General features: G+C 63.1%; 13 protein-coding genes. 11 read left to right on the forward strand and 2 right to left on the reverse strand.

The features are described from left to right. Nucleotides 1-59: 59 nt before the first annotated feature. Genes tssC through KX729_RS28100 form a run of 11 tightly spaced genes read left to right on the forward strand, consistent with a single transcriptional unit; the run spans nucleotide 60 to nucleotide 15479 of the window. On the forward strand, nucleotides 60-1448 hold the full coding sequence (gene tssC, locus KX729_RS28050) for a type VI secretion system contractile sheath large subunit (protein WP_219745784.1): 1389 nt from the start codon (nucleotides 60-62) through the stop codon (nucleotides 1446-1448). Beyond that, nucleotides 1445-2281, forward strand: coding sequence for a type VI secretion system accessory protein TagJ (locus KX729_RS28055; RefSeq protein WP_219745785.1), 837 nt, complete (start codon nucleotides 1445-1447; stop codon nucleotides 2279-2281). The genes tssC and KX729_RS28055 overlap by 4 nt, the downstream gene beginning before the upstream one ends. After that, complete coding sequence (tssE, locus tag KX729_RS28060; protein ID WP_219745786.1) at nucleotides 2274-2783, forward strand: type VI secretion system baseplate subunit TssE; 510 nt, start codon at nucleotides 2274-2276, stop codon at nucleotides 2781-2783. The genes KX729_RS28055 and tssE overlap by 8 nt, the downstream gene beginning before the upstream one ends. After that, a complete protein-coding gene (gene tssF / locus KX729_RS28065; RefSeq protein WP_219745787.1) occupies nucleotides 2776-4557 on the forward strand; it encodes a type VI secretion system baseplate subunit TssF in 1782 nt (593 codons plus the stop codon). The genes tssE and tssF overlap by 8 nt, the downstream gene beginning before the upstream one ends. Before the next feature lie 18 nt (nucleotides 4558-4575). After that, the gene (tssG, locus tag KX729_RS28070) at nucleotides 4576-5628 is read left to right on the forward strand and encodes a type VI secretion system baseplate subunit TssG (RefSeq protein ID WP_219745788.1); all 1053 of its coding nucleotides are present in this window, start codon (nucleotides 4576-4578) and stop codon (nucleotides 5626-5628) included. Then, nucleotides 5618-6817, forward strand: coding sequence for an FHA domain-containing protein (locus KX729_RS28075; protein ID WP_219745789.1), 1200 nt, complete (start codon nucleotides 5618-5620; stop codon nucleotides 6815-6817). The genes tssG and KX729_RS28075 overlap by 11 nt, the downstream gene beginning before the upstream one ends. Further along, nucleotides 6807-8147 (forward strand): type VI secretion system baseplate subunit TssK, encoded by a 1341-nt coding sequence (tssK, locus tag KX729_RS28080; RefSeq protein ID WP_219745790.1) that lies wholly within the window; start codon nucleotides 6807-6809, stop codon nucleotides 8145-8147. The genes KX729_RS28075 and tssK overlap by 11 nt, the downstream gene beginning before the upstream one ends. Further along, nucleotides 8144-9691: a type VI secretion system protein TssL, long form gene (gene tssL / locus KX729_RS28085; protein WP_219745791.1), complete on the forward strand. Its 1548-nt coding sequence runs from the start codon at nucleotides 8144-8146 to the stop codon at nucleotides 9689-9691. Before tssK ends, tssL begins: the two co-directional genes overlap by 4 nt. Then, nucleotides 9688-13170 (forward strand): type VI secretion system membrane subunit TssM, encoded by a 3483-nt coding sequence (gene tssM, locus KX729_RS28090; RefSeq protein ID WP_219745792.1) that lies wholly within the window; start codon nucleotides 9688-9690, stop codon nucleotides 13168-13170. The genes tssL and tssM overlap by 4 nt, the downstream gene beginning before the upstream one ends. Before the next feature lie 10 nt (nucleotides 13171-13180). Continuing rightward, nucleotides 13181-14581 carry a type VI secretion system-associated protein TagF gene (gene tagF / locus KX729_RS28095; protein ID WP_219745793.1) on the forward strand — a complete coding sequence of 467 codons (1401 nt, stop codon included), beginning with the start codon at nucleotides 13181-13183 and terminating at the stop codon, nucleotides 14579-14581. Next, on the forward strand, nucleotides 14574-15479 hold the full coding sequence (locus tag KX729_RS28100; RefSeq protein ID WP_219745794.1) for a serine/threonine-protein kinase: 906 nt from the start codon (nucleotides 14574-14576) through the stop codon (nucleotides 15477-15479). The genes tagF and KX729_RS28100 overlap by 8 nt, the downstream gene beginning before the upstream one ends. 23 nt (nucleotides 15480-15502) lie before the next feature. On the opposite strand, the gene KX729_RS28105 is transcribed toward KX729_RS28100, so the two are convergent. Together KX729_RS28105 and KX729_RS28110 are read right to left on the reverse strand one after the other, a co-directional pair. Beyond that, nucleotides 15503-16642, reverse strand: coding sequence for a polysaccharide biosynthesis/export family protein (locus KX729_RS28105; RefSeq protein WP_219745795.1), 1140 nt, complete (start codon nucleotides 16640-16642; stop codon nucleotides 15503-15505). A gap of 295 nt (nucleotides 16643-16937) precedes the next feature. Continuing rightward, nucleotides 16938-18452, reverse strand: a complete 1515-nt coding sequence (locus tag KX729_RS28110) for a malonate--CoA ligase (protein ID WP_219745796.1) — start codon at nucleotides 18450-18452, stop codon at nucleotides 16938-16940. Between the last annotated feature and the right edge of the window lie 284 nt (nucleotides 18453-18736).

Consider the following 18736-nt stretch of genomic DNA (forward strand, 5'->3'; position numbering starts at 1 on the left):
GCCGCGCGTGACCTCCTGAATTTGTTTTCACGCAATTCCGGACAAAAGCCAGGACGACGATGGGTTCGAACACAGAGTGGAGGCGTCGGGCGGACCAGTTGATCGCATTGATCGACGAGGCGCTGAACGACCAGGTAAACGCGATCCTGCACCATCCCGACTTCCAGGCCATGGAAGCGCGGTGGCGCGGCCTCGCCATGCTTGTTCGCGAAGCCGGCCGAAGCACCGACGTCAAGATCAAGCTGCTGGGCTTAAGCTGGCGCGATCTCGCGCGCGGCATGGAACGTGCCGCGGATTTCGACCAAAGCCATCTCTTCGAACTGATCTACAGCCGCGAATTCGGCATGCCGGGCGGCGAACCTTACGGCCTGATGATCGGCGACTATCACCTTGCGCCGGACGAGCCGAAGGATGGCGATGCCGTCAGCACGTTGACGCAGCTCGGCATGGTCGCCGCCGCCGCCTTCTGCCCGTTCGTCGCCGGTGCATCGCCGCGGGCGATCGGGCTCGAGGATTTCCACGAACTCGGCCGCGTCCAGGATTTTTCCTGGCTTTCAGGCGATCCGGCCCGTATCCGCTGGAACAGTCTTCGCGCCCGCGAGGATTCGCGCTTCCTCGGCCTCGTCGCACCGCGCATCCTGATGCGCTCGCCGCTCGAAGCCTATGACCGCCGCCGCGATGACGGTTTTCCCTTCCGCGAAAAGGTCGAGGCTGACGGCAGTTCGCTGCTGTGGGGCAATGGCGCCTTCGCCTTCGCCACCATCGTCATCCGCAACTTCATCGAGTCCGGCTGGTTTGCCGATATCCGCGGCGTGACCCAGGACAGGGTCGATGGCGGCCTCCTGAGCAATGCCGAGCTTCGGCCTTATGACTTCGGCACCGAAAGCAACGGGCTCTCCGCCCAGGCGCCGGTGGAAATCCGCCTGACCAGCGGACAGGAACAGCAGTTCTGCGATCTTGGCCTGATCCCGGTGGCGACCACCTATCTGTCGGCCTCGGCGATCTTCAATTCCAACCAGTCGCTGCACGCGCCGCCGCATTATTCCAACGAGCATGCCCGCCAGAACGCAAGGCTCGCCGCCATGCTGCAATATGTGCTCTGCGCCTCCCGCTTCTCACATTATCTCAAGGTGATCATGCGCGACGAGATCGGCCAGCTCTCCGACGCGAACTCGATCCAGCGGAAACTGGAAGAGTGGCTGACCAGCTATACGCTCGGCAATGACGATGCCGATCTTCTGTTGCGCACCCGCTATCCGCTGCGCTCCGCCGGCATCACCGTGGCGGAAATCCCCGGCAAACCGGGCACCTTCTCCTGCACGGTCCGCCTGCAGCCGCATTTCCAGCTCGATGACGTTTCCACGAGCTTCCACCTCATCGCCGAGACCGCGAACACGGGCCAGACGACCCGCAGCGCCGTCGCCACGCCTGAAAGGATGTCCGCATGACACTGTCCGAAAACATCGCCCAGTCGCTCAGCAACAACGCTCTCGACGACGCACTCGATCTGGCGAAGGCGCGTCTCAAGACCAATCCGTCCGATCAGGAAGCGCGCCATCTCTACATCGACCTCCTGGTCCTGGCCGGTGACTACGAGAAGGCCGACAACCAGTGCAGCCTGGCCGTCACCTTCGCGCCCGACGCGACCATGGGCTTTGCCCTCCTGCGCAACGAACTGCGCGGCATGGCGGCGCGTGACGCCTGGTATCAAAGCGGCGCAGTGCCGGAATTCCCACAGGGTCCGAGCGATCTCGACAAGCTCGGGATCAAGCTCGGCATCGCCCATCGCCTGCGCGATGCCGCCGATACGCAGGCAGCCCTTGCGGCGCTGGATAACGCCCGCGGCGAGCGGCCGATGCTGTGGAACGGCAAGCGGGTTTCCGATTTCCGAGATCTCGACGACCGCACCCCGCATGCGCTGGAAGTGATCATGACCGGCGGCGCCTATCTGTGGATCGATTTCGCCAAGATCGCCGCGCTGACCGTCGAGCCGATCGCCCGCCCCCGTGACCTCGCCTTCCGACGTGCCGAACTGTCGCTGATCGACGGGGCGATCGCCCATGTTCTTCTGCCGGCGATCTATCATGGCACCGGCACCACGGGCGAGGCCGTCCTGAAGCTCGGCCGCGAGACGGACTGGGTCGACGAGCCGACCGGCATCACCACCGGCCGTGGCCAGCGTTGTTTCCTCGCCGGCGACGAGCTCGTTTCCTTCCACGATACGGAAAATCTCGAAACCGTCGCGGCAGCGGCAAGAAGCAGACAGGTCGCCCATGGCTGATCCGCTCGAACGGTACCGCCCGCGCGACCGCATTCTTGCCCGTTCGATCCTTGATCGATTGGTCGACGAAGCGCCCGATCGTGCCTTCGATCCGCCGGTGAGCGTCGTCGATCAGGTCCGCGATATGCGAGAATCGATCCGCCGCGATCTCGAAGCCCTGCTGAATACCCGCCGCTGCCCGGAAGCGCCGCCCGCCATCCTGTCCGAACTCAAGGATGCGCTGGTAAGCTACGGCGTCGACGGCATGGTCTCGGCCAATCTCGTCACGGATGAAGCCAAGCTCGAGCTTGCCCGGATGATCGAGCGGCGCATCTCAATGTTCGAGACCCGCCTCTCCGATATCCGCGTCACCATTCTCAAAAGCCGGACGATGACCGAGCGGGCGTTGCGCATGCGCATCCAGGCGACTTTCCGTCTGCACGAGGGCATGCCGCCGATCAGCTTCGAATCGACGATCGACCCCTCCACCCAGCGTTTCCTCGTGGAGGCGGCGAATGGCTGAAGGCTTTCTCAACCGCTACAATGACGAACTTCTGGCGCTGCGCCGCCGGGCGGCGCGTTTTGCGGACGCCTTCCCGAAGATCGCCGGCCGTCTCAGGATGACCGGCGATGTCGCTGACGACCCGCATGTCGAACGGCTGATCCAGAGTTTCGCCTATTCTGCCGCCCGTGTGCGCCAGAAGCTGGACGACGAATTCCCGGAGCTGACGGACGGACTGCTCGAAACGCTTTATCCGCATTATCTGGCGCCGCTGCCGTCCATGAGCATCGTCCGCTTCAAGCCCACCGATACGTTGGCATCGGTGCAGACCGTCCCGCGCCACACCGAAATCCTGGCCGAACCGATCGGCGGCGAAGCCTGCCGTTTTCGTACGACGCAGGACGTGGAGATGGCGCCGATCGAGATTACCGCCGCCGTCTTGTCCGGCCAGCCGGTCAACGCGCCGCTTTCTCCCTATAACGGGATTGCCGGCTGCCTGCGCCTGTCGATCCGCTCGCTCGATCCACGCAAACCGTTCGGCGAACTCGGCGTCAGCCGATTGCGCCTGCATATTCCCTCGCCCTGGCAGCAGGCCGTGGCGATCCATGAACTGCTCGCCAACCACACGCTCGGCATTGCACTTGCCCAACATGCCGACGACCGCGAGCCGGTTTTCCTGTCAAAACGCAATCTGAAGACGGTTGGCTTCGAGCCGGAACAGGCCATGCTGCCCTATCCGGCCCCAAGCTTCATCGGCTACCGGCTGCTGACAGAATTTTTCGCCCTGCCGCAGAAATTCCTGTTCCTCGATATCGAGGGTCTGGACGCCTGGAAGGGCGAAACGCTGGAAATCTTCATCTATCTGGACGAAACGGACGCAAAGCTGGAGCGAGCCGTCTCGGTCCGCGATTTCACGCTCAACTCAGCCCCCGTCGTCAATCTCTTCCGCCAGACCTGCGAGCCGATCTCGGTCGATGGTACTCGCACCGAATACCGCCTCCTGCCGGATGCCCGCCGGCAGCGGACGCGGGAAATCTATTCGGTCGACCGGGTGATCCTCACCGGCTCGCGCGGCCAGGAGGAATTCTGCCAGCCGTTCTTCGGCCGCTCGCAGCGAGCCGGCAACAGCGCTTCCTACTGGCAGACCTATCGTCGCTTCGATGAGGATGACGGCACCAGCGACACCGAGATCGCCTTCGTCGATCGCAACCGCCGCGTCGCTGGCCCGATGGATGCGGTGGCGAGCGTCGATACGCTCTGCCTCAACCGCGACCTGCCGGAACAGCTCCCTTTCGGCGGCGGCCATCCTTTTCTGCAGCTGGCTTCCGGCCATGAGGCGGTGGCCGGCGTCGAGGCGCTGATCCCGCCGACGCCGTCCGTCCGCATGAACGACCAGGAAGGCCGGAACTGGCGGCTGGTCTCGCATCTGCTGCTCAACCACCTTTCCCTGTTCGACAATGAGGGAGCGGCGCTGAAGGACATCCTGTCGCTTTACGCTTTCCGCGACAGCCCGGAAACCAAGCAGCTCGTCGATGCGCTGATCCGCATCAAGGCCGAGAATTCGACGGCCCGGCTCGGCAGCGGCGGCATGGTGCCCGGCACGGAGGTCTCGCTGGAATTCGATCCTGCCGCCATCGACCGGCCATCTGCCTATCTGTTCGGCGCCGTGCTCGACCGCTTCTTCAGCCTCTACACCTCGGTCAACAGTTTCACCCGGCTGACCGTGTCGATGAAGGGGCAATCGAAACCCATCGCCACCTGGCCGGCCCGCGCCGCCGAACGACCCCTGCTCTGAGAGGAACGCGAACGGACCATGGACCTGACGACGCTCAAACCCGAAACCTCGACCGGCACGGCAAGCAACCCGCTTGCGGACCTGCTCGAACGCGATCCCGGTCGCTTCGAGCCGGTGACGGCGTTTCGCGTGGCGCAGGCAGCCGTCGCGGAAGATCAGGGTATCGAGCTGGACGTCGCATCCCATACCGGCGTCTCTCCCGCGCCGCTCGCCATCAGCGGTTTCAGGCGCAAGGGCCTGCGGGCATCAGTCAAAAGCGCATTTGCCGGGTTGATCGGCCCGCTCGGCTCGATGCCGACAGCCTATAATGAAATTATCCTGCGCGAGGAGCGCAACAGGTCGAAAGCGCTGGCAAGCTTCTTCGACCTGTTCAGCGCCCGCATGGCCGAGCTTTTTGCGGATGCCTGCGAGAAATACCGCATCGCCCGCCGGCTGCGCTGGGGCGCCAACCGCCGGGACAATGCCTTTATCACCACGCTTCTGGCACTGGCCGGCTTCGGCACCAAGCGCCTGACGGAGCGAAGCGGCGTCAACGAAGACCTGATCCTGCGCTTCTCCGGCTTTTTCGCAGCCCGCAACCGCAATCCCGCCAATCTGCGGGCCATGCTGGAAGAGTTCACCGGCCTGCCGGTCGAGATCGAGCTGTTCCGCGGCCGCTGGCTGACGATCCCGGTTGAGGAGCGCAGCCGCATGGGACATGCGCAAGGCGTGCAGCTCGGCGTCAACGCCACGGCGGGTGCCGCGATCCGCGATTTCAGCGGCGGTTTCCGGGTGGTAGTCGGCCCGCTCAGTTATGCCGAATATCTGTCGCTCGCACCCGGTGGCCGCAACATCACGGAGGTGTTTGCCCTGGCACGTCTTTATGTCGGCGCGGCACTGGATTTCGATATCCAGGTCATTCTCCGCAAGGAGGATATTCCCTTTTGCCAGCTCGGCACCAATTCCGCAGATATGCCGCGCCTCGGCTGGAACAGTTGGGCACGCGTGGCACCGGCAGCAAAGGACAGCGGCGACGCGGTGATCGTCGAACGCCTGTCGACGGCAAGGGAAGGAGGCGGACATGCGGCTTGAACTGAAGCAGATCGCCAATGGCGGCGCCCCGCCACCGATCCGTTCCAGCTGGACCCTCGAACGCGGCCGTCGCACGCTTGGCCGCGCCGCGGATTGCGACTGGCAGGTGCCGGCAGACCAGCGTTCGGTCTCGAAACTGCACTGCACGATCGAGCGGGACCGCGAAGGTTTTCTCTTGCGTGACCAGAGCGCCAACGGATCGACGGTGAACGGCGTTATCGTGCATGAGGGCGAAGTCACCCGCCTCTCCGATCGTGCGCGGCTGGAAATCGGCGAAATGGCTTTCTCCGTCCACATTTCCGGCGAGAAGGATCACGATGTCGAAGATCCGGATGCGAAACTTGCCTTGAGCGACGAACCGCTGACCATCTCCGCCATCCTCGCCGATATCGCGCCGGGCGGACGCACCGCGACAGGCATTCTCGGAGAACGCGTTGCGGAAGACTGGTCCATTCCGGTCCCGCAGAAGAAGAACGGTGCCGCCTCTTCCCGCAATGTGGAGATCGGCTGGAGCGGCCCGCCGGAAATCAGCACAGCCTCGAAGATATTGCCGGACGACTGGAATTCCGACGGTAGCTCCGACTTTGGCAGCCATCTCGAACATGGTGCTGCTCCGCATGTTTCCGCCCCCGCCATGCGCGTCCGGCCGGTCGAAATGCTCGAAACCGTCAATGACAACAGTCCGCCGGAAGACCCTTTGCTCGATGCTTTTCCGCGCCTGTCGATCGGCAAGTCGGGCGAATTGGCGCAGAAGCTGGAGCCGCTGCTCGGCCGGCTCGAAGAATCCCTTGCGGATGCTTTCGCCGTCTTCGAAATCGAACAGCCACAGCCCGCCGTCGCATCCGACATTTTCGGCAGCGACGCGGAAGACGCGCTCGTTTTCCGCGTCGAAATTCTGCTCGGCCGGCAGATGAAGTTCAACGCCGCTCTCGAAGGACTGCTCCGCGAAGCCGGCCGGATGGAGCCGCGTATTCTGGAATCGCATGTCGATGCCGGTTCGCGCGGAATGCGCCTCGCGCCTCCATGGGGCCGCAACCGGGATTATTGGCAGGCCTACAAGGCACAGTTTGAAAAACACGGCAGCACGTTGTCGATCCGCGAGTTTTTCCGCGACGCGATGATGCGCGCGATGGATGCCCCGGAAGGCAAATCCATGCCGATACAAGGAGACGGCAGAGATGAGGAATGAGAACCGGGTGGCCTGGAGCGAGGGCATGTTCCTTCGCGTGCAGCACTTCCAGCAAGCGGACCGCTGGACGGAACGGCTGGTTCGCACCACGACCCGCGGACTGACTCCTTATCCCTGGGGCGTCTCCGAAATCGGCATCGACCGCAGCGCGCTGGCGATCGGTCAGTTCGCGCTCTCCAACCTGCGCGGCATCATGCCGGATGGCACGCCTTTCGAGGCACCGATCGACGCCGACCTGCCGCCACCGCTCGATCTCGACGAAAACACCAAGAATGCCGTCGTCTATCTGGCGCTTCCGGCCCGCCAGCCCGGAAAGGCCGATGTGGCGCTGAATGGCGGCGCCAAGCTCAACAGCGTCCGCCTCGTCGCCTCGCATTACGAAGCGCCGGACGCCAATGTCGAGACCGATTTCATGGCGCCGATCGATGTCGGCCGCCTCAGCATGCGTTACCTCAAGACCGGTGACGAACTGGCCGGCTACGAACTGATCGGGCTCGCGCGCATCATCGAGGTGCGCTCCGACCGCGCCGTCATCCTCGATCCGGAATTCATCGCACCGAGCCTCAACTGTGCGGCCGAAGCCCGTCTGACCGAGCTGATGACCGAACTTCTCGGCATCGTCCGCCACCGCGCCGAAGCGATCGCCGAGCGGATCGGTGACCCGACCATTCGCGGCACGGCCGAAGTCGGCGACTATTTCCTGCTGCAGATCTTGAACCGTGCCGATCCGATGCTGAAGCATATTGCCGCCAACGCGACGCGCATGCACCCGATCGAGTTCTACGAGACCTGCATCCAGCTTGCCGGCGAGCTTGCGACCTTCACCACCGAACGAAAACGGGCGACCGATTTCCCGCCCTATCGCCACGACGACCTGAAGGCGACTTTCGCTGCCGTCTACGACGACCTGCGCGCCTCTCTGTCCGCCGTGCTGGAGCAGTCCGCTGTCGCGATCGAGCTTGCCGAGCGCCGCCATGGCGTCCGGGTCGGCACGATCAACGATCGCTCGCTGCTCAAGGATGCCGGCTTCGTGCTGGCGGTGCGGGCGGAAATGTCGGCCGAAGACGTCCGCCGCAAGCTGCCTGCCCAGATCAAGGTCGGCCCAGTGGAACGCATCGCCGAACTCGTCAACGTGGCATTGCCGGGCATTCCCGTCAGGCCGCTGCCGGTTCTGCCGCGCCAGCTGCCTTACCGCTCCGGCACGATCTATTTCGAACTCGACACCAAAAACCCTCTCTGGAAGCAACTCGACACATCGGGCGCCATCGCACTGCATCTCGCCGGCGAATTCCCGGGTATCGAACTGGAACTGTGGGCCCTTAGAGAATGAAGAACGAACCCGCATCCGCATGGAACAGCCAGCCGACCATCGTCGAGGTGACCGAGGACGGCGTCAAGAAACAGCAATCGGCCCGCAAGATGGCCGAGATGCTCGACGATGTCCTGGAGTTTCCGGAAAGCGCTCCGGACAAGAACGCCCAGCCGCAATCTGTCAATAAAGGCGGCTGGTCGGTCGAAACGCTGGTCAAGAATTTCCGCTTCGGCGGCGATGAGGTGCCGACGCTGGTGCGTTCGGCCGCTCCGCTCCTCAATCTCGCCCATGCGCTGAGAACGACCGACGAGCAACCGGATATCGACCAGCTCCGCAAGGTTGCGGTCGAGGCGGTCGGCCGCTACGAGCGCGATCTCGCCAGCGCCCGCATCAGCCCCGACCGTGCCCGCGCTGCCCATTATGTCGTCTGCGCCACCGTCGACGACGTGGTGTTGAGCAAGCCCTGGGGCGTGCGTGCCGGCTGGGCGCGTTCCGGCCTGGTCTCGACCTTCCATATGGATGTCACCGGCGGCGATCGCGTTTTCGACCTGCTCGACCATTTCCATCAGAGCCCCGGCGCCAACAAGGACCTGCTGCTCCTCATCTATCTATCCCTCTCGCTCGCCTTCGAGGGCCGCACCCGCGTTTCACCGCGCGGCAATCTCGAACTCGGCCGCATTCGCGACAGTCTCTACAAGACGCTGCTCGGCCAATATGGCGTGTTCGAACGGGAACTCTCACCGCATTGGAAGGGCGTTTCCGCCCGCCACAAGCCACTGCGGACCGCAGTTGCGCTCTGGACACTGCTTTCCATCCTGGCATTGATTTTCGCGCTCGGTTATCTGTTTTTCACGCTCTCGCTGAATGGCGCATCCGACAACACCTTCCAGCGCCTTGCCAATCTGTCGCCGCGCGAAACGCCGAGCGTGCTGATCAAGGTCCCGGAGGCGCCGGTCGAACCCAAACCACCGGTCGTGGAAGTAAAACCCACGCCTCCGGTCGAGCCGCCACCGAAACAGGCCCCGCCTCCGAGCCGTCTCGACAACCTTCTCGCCTTCCTCCAGCCGGAGGTGGAAAAGAAGCTGGTGACGCTGTCGGATTCCAACGGCCGGCTTCTGGTGCGGATCAACAATTCCGGCCTGTTCGACACCGGCAGCGCCGAAGTCAGCGACAAGTTCCACGACCTGATCCAGAGGATCGGCGGGGCGCTGGCGGCGGAAAAATTCCGGGCCGTCGTGGTCGGTTATACCGACAACGTGCCGATCCGTACCATCCAGTTCCCTTCGAACTGGCACTTGTCGGAGGCCCGCGCCAAGGCCGTCGGCGACATTCTCGCCTCTTATGCCGGTCCTGACGCCATCCTGACCGAAGGCCGCGCCGACAGCGATCCGATCGCCGACAATGCCAAGCCTGAAGGCCGCGAGATGAACCGTCGCACGGAAATACTGGTCCTGACCGATCCTTCGGAACGGCTGACCGACGCAGGCCTCAAGGCCCCGCCGGTGCAGGCTGCAAGGCCGGATGATCAAACTGCGCCTGCTGCAGGAGGAGCTGCACGATGAACCCGTTAAGCTTCTTCTATACAATGCGCTCCTATGTGGAGGCCTATGCGGGCCTCCTCGGACGGCGCTTTATCTCGATCATCTGGGTGGCGGCGGTCTGCATCGTCATCTGGTTCTACGGTTACCTCGCCGCCTATGGCAATTTCAAACCGCTGGCGAGCACCAACAACCGGCTGATCCTGATCGGCATCATCATCGCCATCTGGATCGGTTATCTCGTCGTCACCACCATCCGCGATCGCCGCCGCGACAAACAACTCGTCGAAGGCATCGAGCGGGATGCGGCAAGCGAAGCCGCCGCCAGCCAACAGGCGGAAGTCGGCGAGATCCACAGCCGCCTCAAGGAGGCATTGCAGCTTCTGCGCCGCATCACCCGCAGGCGGTTCGGTTATATCTACGAACTTCCCTGGTACGTGATCTTCGGCGCCCCAGGCTCCGGCAAGACCACGGCGCTCAGCAATTCCGGCCTGAAATTCCCGCTCGGCGACGCGATGGGCAGCAATTCGGTGCAGGGCATCGGCGGCACGCGCAACTGCAATTGGTGGTTCACCGACGAAGCGATCCTGATCGACACCGCCGGCCGCTACACCACCCAGGACGACCTGAACGGCACTGCCAAGGCGGGCTGGGAAGGGTTTCTCGGGCTCCTCAGGAAATACCGCCGCTCGCAGCCGATCAACGGCGCGCTTTTGACGCTTTCGATCGGTGATCTGCTGACCCGCGATACCGAGGCACAGCGCGAAGAAATCCGCGCCATCCGCCAGCGGCTTGGCGAACTCGACGAACACCTTCAAGCCCGCGTGCCGGTCTATCTCGTGTTGACCAAGGCCGATCTTCTGACCGGTTTCGTCGAATTCTTCGATGGCTTCAACAAGAGTGACCGTGAACAGGTCTGGGGCACGACATTCGGCCTCGAGGAAAGCTACAAGGCAGCCGATCTGCCGGATCGTTTCCTTCAGGAGTTTGCCCTTCTGCAGGAACGCGTCGGCGCCATGCTGATCGAACGGCTACAGCAGGAGCCGAACCCGGAACTGCGTGGCCGCATCTTCCGCTTTCCCGCCGAACTCGGTTCGTTGAAGGAGCGACTGCACGACGTGATGGTCGAGCTTTGCTCCGGATCGAAACTTATCGAACCACCCATGCTGCGCGGCATTTATTTCGCTTCCAGCACACAGGCCGATGAGACCGTATCGGCAGCCGCTTCCCGCCCCCGCCGCAGTTATTTCCTCTCCCGCCTGTTCAAGGATGTGATCTTCGACGAGGCCTCGCTCGTCGCCCGCGACAAGCGCCTTTCCCGCCGCCAGGTCTATTTCCGTCGCGCGGCCTATGCGGCGGCGACCATTGCGCTTGCCGTGGTCCTCACCAGCTGGACCGCCACCTATTTCCAGAATGCTGCTGCGATTGCCAGCGCCGAACGGCGGATCGACGCCTATGAGCAACTCGCGCGCGGCGTGCCGGTGCGCGATGTCAACGACGCGGATTTCCTGCGGGTTCTGCCGGCGCTCGACAATCTCGCCGCCGTCACCACGGATTTCTCGAAAACCCGCGTCTGGCCTGTCAGTTTCGGACTGGACCAGGAAGACAAGGTCGCCGGCCGCCAGCGGGATGCCTATCAGCGGGCACTCAATGCGCTGCTCCTGCCGCGCATGCTGGTTCAGTTGCAAAAGGACATGACCGCCACGACGGATGTGACCGCCACATTCGACGCCCTGAAACTCTACGGCATGCTGGGCGGCCTCGGCCCGATGGACGCGGATTTCGTTTCGCTTGAAGCGGAAGACATGTTCACCAGGCTTTACCCCGGCGAAGGCCGGTCCGCCGCCCGCAATGCCCTGATTATCCATGCCAATGCCATGGCAAAGGGAGCTCTGCCGCCGATCGAACTCGACAGCGCTCTGATCGCCAAGGCACGCGAGACGATCCGTCCGCAAGGCATTGCCGACCGCGCCTATCGGATGCTCGCCAATTACCGCTCCTCCCGTATGCTGCCCGCCTGGACGCCTGCCGCGGCCCTCGGTCCGCTTGGAGAGAAGGCTTTCGAACGCACCTCCAAGACCGCGCTGAACGAAGGCATTCCGGGTCTTTATTCGAGCATCGGTTATCGTCAGGTCGTGCTTCCCCGCGTCACCGATGCAGCCCGCACAGCCGTCGAAGAGGAGTGGGTGCGCGGTCAGGCAAATCCGGCCGGGGTGACGATCGACACGATCGCCCAGGCAGCACTGCAGCTCTATTTCGACAATTTCGAACAGCGCTGGACGAACGTGCTGGCCGATCTGAAAATCAAGCCATCCCAGACCATCGCCAATGCGGCCGAAACCACCCGCATCCTGGCCAGCGAACCAAACCCGGTCGAAGGTCTGGCAAGGTCGATCGTGACCTCCACCGATCTTCGCCGCTCCGGCGCCGAGGTCGCATCCGCCGCCGGCGACAGTCTGCCGGCTTCGACAACGGCACTTGCCGGCGTTACCAATGCACCGGATCTTTTCGCCAGCCTTCGCGAGGCACTTGAAGCGCCGCAATCCGGCCAGTTGCCGATGACGCAATCGCAGGACGCGCCGAAATCGAAAATCGCCCAGCTGAAACCGGTGCTGCAGAAGGTGCAGGAACAGCTTTCCCGCGCGACAACCTCTTCGGCAGAGGTCGCCAAGGTCTTCGATGTCGACAGCCAGCTGACTACCGCCAACCAGGATCTCCTGCAGCAGGCACGCCAGCTGCCACCTCCCATCGATACCTGGATGGCCGGCGTTGCGGCCGATGTCGGTTCGCTCGCTGTCAAATCCGCTCGCTCGCGCATCAGCGATGCATGGACAGCGGAGGGTGCAAACTTCTGCTCCAACGTCGTCAGCGGTCGTTATCCCTTCGACCGGGAATCGCCGCGCGATGTGGCGATGAGCGATTTCATCCGGTTGTTCGGCCCCAAGGGCCTGTTCAAAACCTTCTTCGGCGACAAGCTCGCCGCTTTCGTCGATACCGGTTCCTCACCCTGGGGCTGGAAGGGCACGTTCGGTTCGGCCAGCATTCCGAGCGAGGCGATTGCCCAGTTCGAAAACGCCGACAAGATCAACCGCGCCTTCTTCCCCGCCGGCAGCGAAGGCCCGTCGGTCGCCATCAACATCAAGCCGGTCTCGCTCACCGACAGCGCCAATGCCGTCATGTTGGAAATCGAAGGCGAGCGGGTGGTCTATTTCCATGGCCCCATCCAGTCGAAATCGATCTCCTGGCCGTCGACCGAAGCGAGCAACGTCTCGCGGCTCGCCTTCCAGCCCGGCGGCTGGCAGCAAGCCTTGACGGAAAACGGCGACTGGTCGCCCTTCCGGCTGTTCGACGACGCCCAGCTTTCGGTACAGGGCGGCGATCTGTTCCGCGCCAAGTTCGAGCGCAACGGCCAGAAGGCGGAATTCGATGTGCAGTTCGGCTCAGTCCTCAACCCGTTCCGGCTGGAGGCGCTGAGCGCCTTTTCCTGCCCGACACAGTTCTGATCGGTAGACCATGGCCGTCCGTGCCGCCCTCGACCCGACGCCCACCGAGATCGATCGGATCGGCTTTTTCGGCAAGCTGCCGACCCATGGCGATTTCGTCTCCTCCGGGCTGGGCCGCCCGGTGCAGAACGCCATGGATGCTTGGCTCCAGGAAAGCCTCTCGGCGATCCAGCAGGAATTCGGCAAGGATTGGGAACGTCGTTTCCGGGCCATGCCCGGCTGGCGTTTCATCGTCGAAGACGGTCTCTGGGGGGCTGCGACGATCGCCGGCGTTATCGTGCCGAGCCTCGATCGGGTGGGACGCAGCTTCCCGCTGGTCATCGCCGCCCAGTTGCATGCTTTTACAGAAGATCCGCGAGGCCTTTGCCTCGACGACACCTGGTTTACGGCCGCCGAAGGCATGGCGGAAACCGCCGGCCGGCGCGATTTCGACATCGATTTCTTCACTGCCGGCTTGAAGCGCCTGCGCACGCCGCGGGCGGGCGAATTCGAAACGGACGTCAGACAGCGCGGTGCATCCCCCGGCGCCTTCTGGTGGAGGACCGATCCGGGCGACCGGCAGATGCGCGGCTTTCACGTCAATGGCAGACCCCGCCCCGACGATTTCCTGCGGCTTCTGACGGGTGATCCCTCCCCCGCGCCCAGCATGGACCGACCGGTTGCCATGCAGCCGGTGCCAGCGCCACCTCCAGAACCTTCTCCGAAGCCCGTAGTCGCACCTCTCGTCAAGACTATAAGTCTGCGCCTGTCGCATAGTTACGCCAGCCATCCGGGAACGCGGCTGACGCTCAATGCCGACAGCGTCTTTTCCTCTACGACGCCCGCCATCTTCGCGATTGCCGATGGCGTGGGCGACGGCGCCGATGCTGCAGAAGCCGGCGTAACCGCGACCGGCGTGCTGAACGAGATCGCCGCCCAAGAGACGATCGAAGCACTTGTCCAGGACATCAAGGGCAAACTCGGCCGGGCGCATGGGCTGCTGCAATCGGCGCATATGGTGCCGGACCGCCCCTCGCCTTCGGCCAGTATCGTCGTGCTTACGGCGCTTGCGGAAAACTTCGCGCTCCTCTGGGCCGGCGATGCGCGCTGCTATCTTCTGCGCGACGGGATGATGCGCTGCCTTACCCGCGATCATGTTGCGATCGGCATGAAGCGTTCTCTCGCCCGCGGCCTCGGGCTTCGCAGCCAGCTCACGCCGGATGTTTTCTTGGACGAATTGCGACCGGGCGACCGCTTCCTGCTGTGCAGCAATCCGCTTCCCCGGGTTCTCACCGAACGCGGGATTGCCGAAATTCTGCTTTCCGCCGATCTCGATGAAGTCTCCGCCGTGTTGGCGCAGGAAGCCCTGATCGCCAACTGCCGCGAAAACCTCAGCGCTCTGGTTGTCGACGTGAGCGCCGGCCGTGGCTGATGATGCGGATGCGGATTTCGGCGAGGTCGCGCGGAATTTCGCAACACTCTGGCGAGCACTGACGGTCGGAGAGGACGGACCGCGTGACCTGGAACAGCGCCGCTTCCTGATCGATCAGGTGCGTGACGCACTGGACCGCGCGGAAGACCGTCTTTCCGCAGAAGACAGGTCGATCATCGCCAACACATTCACGCTCGAGGCTCGCATCCAAGAAGGCGCCACGACCGAAGTCTATCGTGCCCGCCACCGCGATCTCGGCAGCCTTCACGTCATCAAGATTCTGCGCCCGGATCAGGCCGGCGACCCGATTGCCCGCAAGCTGCTGATGCGAGAGGCCAAAATCGGCATGGCGATCCGCCATCCGAACGTGGTCGCAACCGAAACCGCGTTGAGGCTTGGCGACGGCAGGCCGGCGCTTGTTTTCGAATGGCTGGACCAGAACCTCTCCGGTTTTACAGCTGATGCGCCTTTCTCGACCGACGATCTCACGAAGATCATCACCGCCATCCTCTCCGGCCTCGGTGCCCTCCACGAGGCCGGCTTCATCCATGGAGACCTGTCGCCCGCCAACCTGCTATGCAGCGGCCGGGATTTTTCCCGCCTGAAGATCGCCGATTTCGGTGTGGCGATCGAAACCGGGCGCCGCTACCGGGAACTCGACATCGCCTTTGCCGGCCGGCCGCAATTTGCGCCGCCGGAACAATTGGCCGGAGAAATTCTCGACGCTCGCTCCGATCTTTATGCGGCCGGACGCGTCCTGTCGGAGCTGCTATCTCTCTGCAGAGGGAATGTGGATCGCCTCGACGCTTTCATAGCCGAACTCATCCATGAGCAGCCGGACAAAAGACCCGAAAACGCAAAAGCCGCCCAGAACATGCTGGACGGCTTTTTGAGATAGAAGCTCCGACGGCTGTCAGGCGATCAACGACCCGGAAGCGGAGCCGCCGCCGTCGCCGGGCTCTTCTGATAGATCGTGAAGAGTTTGGCGAAATCGACAAGGCCGGAATTGCTGGCGTAGAGGATGTCACCGTCCATCACCTGGAAGCGCTGCATAAGGGCAAGGTTGGCAACGTCGTTCATGTCGACCCGGTAGATGACCGGCTTGGTCGTGGTGGCGGCAACCACCATGCCCGGGTTCTTCGCCGTCGCCGCAGGTACCGCGCTATAGACCTGCTGATTGCGCATCACGTAGAAATTGCTGGCATCGGCCCGGTCGTCCAGCAGGCCGCCGGCACGGCTGAAGGCCTGCATGAGCGAGAGCTTGCCCGGCTCGAACTCGAATTCGCCGACGCTCTTGAAGGCGCCGAAAGCCGTGAAGCTCGGTGCGTCCTTGCCGATATAAACCTGGTCTTCCGGCAGCAGGAAAATGTTCTGGCGATCCTCGTTCAGCACCCGCTCGAGCGGTGCGCTGGCGCGCTGCTTGCCGCGGATGACGGTAACGGTCGCAGCCGTCGGCGCCGAAGACGCCCCACCGGCCAGCGCGATCGCGTCTAGCACCCGCTCCTTGCGGGCGGTCAGCGGGAAACGGCCGGCCGAGCGAACGTCACCGTTGACGGTGAAGCCGCTGGTCGGTTTGTCGACGACGGTAACGACCGCCTGCGGATTGACCGCCGAGCCCTTGAGGCCGGAAACGATGCGCGACTGCAGGCCTTCCGGCGAGGATTCCAGAACTCGCTGCCGGCCGACGAACGGAAGCGTTACGGTGCCGGCGGAATCGACCGTGAAACGGCCGAGATTGAGCGTCTTGCTTTGCGCCGAAGAGAACATGCCCTCTTCGCCCGTATCGAGGATCGTCACCTCGATGACATCGCCGCGCCGCAGCCGCGTATCGGCAAAGCCCGTCGAGCGCAGCACGCTGAGACCCTGGTCGGAAACGGAATACCCCACAGGCGCAGTGCTGACCTGATCCATCGGCGCGTTGGCGAGCCGGATGACCGGGATCTTCTCCTGCGTATGGGGATCGGTCGCATTATAGAACCCGCCGGCGGACGGACCGTCCGAAGGTGCGGTACAAGCACTCAAAACTGCAACGAACAGGAGGCAGGGCGCAAGCTTCCGCATCGCGTATCCTTTTGGGCAAAGTTTCGTTAAGTTGACAAATATCAAGGGGATGCAGTCCGGCAATATCAATCGGGGCAAAAAAGGCAATTGTGACGCTTTGGAGGCGTACACCTGTGGTTTATGTGCAACCCCTCAAGCACGAGACGGTCGAAAGAGGCATCGAGGCACCTCATTAACCATGTCCATGTGAAGTGTCCGCCACAAGATTTGCCGCCGCCCCTGAAGATGATTCTCCCGATCGGCGAAGTCCTGCGCGACCTTGCATATATCGCCGATCGGGAGTTCTTCCAGAGCCCTAGTCGAATGTCTTTGCGAACTCTTCGCGCAACATGTTCTTCTGGATCTTGCCCATGACATTCCGGGGCAGATCGGTGACGATGAAGACCTTTTTCGGCTGCTTGAATTTGGCGAGCTGATCCTTCAACGCATCGCGAATGACATCTTCGTCCAGTGCGGCACCGCTGCGGCGCGCCACCACGGCCACCACGCCCTCGCCGAAATCCGCATGCGGCACGCCGATCACCGCACTTTCCGCTACGCCCGGGATCGCGTCGAGCGCCGCCTCGACCTCGGCCGGATAGACGTTCAAGCCGCCGGTGATGATGAGATCGCGGCTACGGCCGGCAATATAGACATAACCGTCCTCATCCATGTAACCGACATCGCCGGACTTGAAGAACCCGTCCTCGCGAAAATCCTCCTTGGTTTTTTCCGGCATGCGCCAATAGCCCTTGAAGACGTTCGGCCCGCGGATTTCGATGCCGCCCGCCTCGCCGCGCGGCAGGCTCTCGCCGGTCTTGAGGTCGGTGATGCGTACCTCGACGCCGGGCAGAGCCGGCCCGACGCTTCCCGGAATACGCGCCCCGTCATAGAGGTTCGAGGTGTTCATGTTCGTTTCGGTCATGCCGTAGCGTTCAAGAATCTCATGGCCCGTCCTGGCCGAGAATTCCTTGTGAACTTCCGCCGAAAGCGGTGCCGAACCGGAGATGAACAGCCGCATGCCCGCGGTCGCCTCGCGGGTCAGGCCCGGCTTGGTCAGAAGCCGGCTGTAGAAGGTCGGCACGCCCATCATTACACTCGCCTTCGGCATCTCGCGCAGCATCGTATCCGCATCGAAACTCGGCATGTAGATCATCGAACTTCCGGACCGCAGCGTCAGGTTGGTCGCGACGAACAGGCCATGCGTGTGGAAGATCGGCAGCGCATGCAGCAGCACGTCGTCGGCGGAGAAGCGCCAGGATGCCTTCAGTGCCTCGACATTCGAGAAGAGGTTGCCATGTGTCAGCATCGCCCCCTTGGAGCGCCCGGTCGTGCCGGACGTATAGAGGATGGCGGCGATATCGTCGGCCGCCCGCGGGACATCGGTAAAGGCGCCGGGGCTCGCCGCCGCTTTTTCCACGAGGCTGCCGCCGCCGGCCATCAGGGTTTCCAGCGCGCAACCGGGCAGTGCCGCGACCAGTTCGGCAACCCCATCGCGGCTTTCCGGTTTGCACACCACCAGGGTCGGCTCCGCATCGCCCAGGAAATAACGCAGCTCGGAAATCGTATAGGCCGGGTTGAGCGGCAGATAGATCGCCCCGGTGCGAACCGTGGCGACATAGAGGATCATCGCCTCGATGCTCTTTTCCACCTGCACTGCCACCCGGTCTCCCGGTTTGACACCGAGCGCCACGATCGCATTGGCAAACTGCCCGGAGCGCTCGACCAGACCGCCATAGGTGAGCACCGGCTCGCCAGGCTGCTGCAGGAAGGTCTTGTTGAGATCCTCCGGGAAATTGGTCTTCAGGACGGAAAAGAGATTTTCAGACATAACACGCCTCCATCTGCCTGCGGCCTGGACCCGGTGCCGGACGAAACCGGCCCGAGACACCGAATGGCGCCCGGCCGGATATAAATCCCAGGCACCCGCTCCTCCCGCAATTGCCGTTGTTCTGCACCCAACAAATCTCGTCCATGGGAGACCTGTCAATACCGCTAGCAACCGGATCGCAGACGATTGCCTGCCGGCATCATCCGAGAAGCAAAAACTTTGTTCGAGATCATGTCATTGTTTATTGCATGAGGTAGCGAGGTAAGGGATGGGAGGAAACCGAT

It is taken from the genome of Neorhizobium populisoli, from assembly GCF_019430945.1.
Taxonomy (GTDB): domain Bacteria; phylum Pseudomonadota; class Alphaproteobacteria; order Rhizobiales; family Rhizobiaceae; genus Neorhizobium; species Neorhizobium populisoli.